The sequence below is a fragment of the Micromonospora lacuserhaii genome, from assembly GCF_036902735.1.
In the GTDB taxonomy this organism is placed as follows: Bacteria; Actinomycetota; Actinomycetes; order Mycobacteriales; family Micromonosporaceae; genus Micromonospora.
Genome location: NZ_JBAKHO010000118.1, coordinates 1 through 2157 on the forward strand (window position 1 = coordinate 1; position 2157 = coordinate 2157).

Sequence of the window (2157 nt, forward strand, 5' to 3'; positions counted from 1 at the left end):
TGTCGGCTCCGCCTGAAAACTGACCACGTGGTTCCGGCTGAATCGGGACCACCTCCTGAAGCATCGGGAGGTGCTGAGCGTGGAGGACTGGGCGGAGATCCGGCGGCTGCGGCGGTCGGAGGGGATGGCGATCCAGGCCATCGCACGGCGGTTGAGGATGTCTCGTAACACCGTGAAGAAGGCGCTGGCCAGTGATGAGCCGCCGCGGTATCGGCGAGCGGCGAAGGGTTCGATCGTGGACGCGATGGAGCCGCAGATCAGGGCGTTGTTGGCGGAGTTCCCGGACATGCCCACGACGGTGATCATGGAACGGGTCGGGTGGACCCGTGGGAAGACGGTGTTCTGCGATCGGGTGCAACAGCTGCGGCCGTTGTTCCGCCGCCCCGACCCGGCCCAGCGCACGGAGTATCTGCCGGGTGAGCTGGCGCAATGTGATCTGTGGTTCCCGCCGGCGGACGTGCCGTTGGGTTTCGGTCAGACCGGCCGGCCGCCGGTGCTGGTGATGGTGTCGGGGTATTCGCGGTGGCTGTCGGCGGTGATGATCCCGTCCCGCCAGTCACCCGATCTGCTGGCCGGGCACTGGACGCTGATCTCCGGATGGGATCGGGTGCCCAAGGCGTTGGTGTGGGACAACGAGTCCGCGGTCGGGCAGTGGCGGGCCGGACGGCCGCAGTTGACCGAGGCGATGAATGCCTTCCGCGGCACTCTCGGCATCCGGGTGATCCAGTGTCGGCCGGCGGACCCGGAGGCCAAGGGCCTGGTCGAGAGGGCCAACGGCTATCTCGAGACATCGTTCCTGCCCGGGCGCCGTTTCGTCTCACCGCAGGACTTCAACGTCCAACTGGCGGAATGGCTGATACGGGCGAACAACCGCCAACACCGGGTGCTGGGCTGCCGCCCGGTGGACCGGTGGGACGCCGACCGGGCCGCGATGCTGTCGCTGCCGCCGGTCGCGCCGGTGGTCGGCTGGCGACAGGCCACGCGGTTGCCTCGGGACCACTACGTGCGTCTGGACGGCAACGACTACTCGGTGCACCCGACGGCGGTGGGCCGACGAGTCGACATCGTCGCTGACGCCGATCGGGTGCAGGCGTTCTGCGACAGCCGCCAGGTCGCCCGACACGACCGCTGCTGGGCGAAGCATCAGAGCATCACCGACCCGGCTCACCGTCAGGCCGCCGCCGACCTGCGCATGGCTGCCCGGCAGGCGCCGACGCCGGCAGTCACGAGTGAGGTCGAGCACCGGCGGCTCAGCGACTACGACCGGATGTTCGGCCTGGACGAGGTGGCCGCCTGATGGCCGGCAAGACCAACAACCGCAACGTCTCCTCGGAGATCGCCTTCCTCACCCGCGCACTGAAAGCACCCTCTCTCGCCGCGTCGGTGGAACGCTTGGCGGAGCGGGCCAGGACCGAGTCGTGGACGCATGAGGAGTTCCTCGCCGCCTGCCTGCAACGCGAAGTGGCTGCCCGGGAGGCCCACGGCGGTGAAGGCCGCATCCGGGCGGCGAGGTTCCCCGCCCGCAAGAGCCTGGAGGAGTTCGACTTCGACCACCAACGCTCCCTCAAACGGGAGACCATCGCCCACCTCGGCACCCTCGACTTCGTGGCGTCGAAGGAGAACGTGGTGTTCCTCGGCCCGCCCGGCACCGGCAAAACCCATCTGTCCATCGGCCTGGGCATCCGGGCCTGCCAAGCCGGACACCGGGTCGCGTTCGCCACCGCCGCTCAATGGGTCTCCCGCCTCGCCGACGCCCACCACGCCGGCCGTCTGCAAGACGAACTGGTCAAGCTCGGCCGGATCCCGCTACTGATCGTCGACGAGGTCGGCTACATCCCCTTCGAAGCCGAAGCCGCGAACCTGTTCTTCCAACTGGTCTCCAACCGCTACGAACGAGCGTCGCTGATCGTCACCAGCAACAAGCCCTTCGGCCGCTGGGGCGAAGTCTTCGGCGACGACGTCGTCGCCGCAGCCATGATCGACCGACTCGTTCACCACGCCGAGGTCATCTCGATGAAGGGCGACAGCTACCGACTCAAGGACCGCGACCTCGGCCGCGTCCCCGCAGCCACCAAAACCAACGACTAAAGATCAACAAGACCGGGGTGGTCAAAGTTCAGCCGGAACACGATGGTCAGGATTCAGGCGGCGTTGACA

2 protein-coding genes are annotated in these 2157 nt (G+C 67.8%); both read left to right on the forward strand.

Annotation, left to right across the window (positions count from 1 at the left end; all coding sequences use genetic code 11):
* The first annotated feature begins 70 nt into the window (after positions 1–70).
* Positions 71–1297, forward strand: a complete 1227-nt coding sequence (gene istA / locus V6U81_RS28975) for an IS21 family transposase (protein WP_334494220.1) — start codon at positions 71–73, stop codon at positions 1295–1297.
* Positions 1297–2088 (forward strand): IS21-like element helper ATPase IstB, encoded by a 792-nt coding sequence (gene istB, locus V6U81_RS28980; RefSeq protein ID WP_334494223.1) that lies wholly within the window; start codon positions 1297–1299, stop codon positions 2086–2088. The genes istA and istB overlap by 1 nt, the downstream gene beginning before the upstream one ends.
* Positions 2089–2157 lie beyond the last annotated feature (69 nt).

Bases quoted from the DNA above. Each gene is read 5' to 3' on its own strand.
- istB (WP_334494223.1), top strand. From the start codon at position 1,297: ATGGCCGGCAAGACCAACAACCGCAACGTCTCCTCGGAGATCGCCTTC.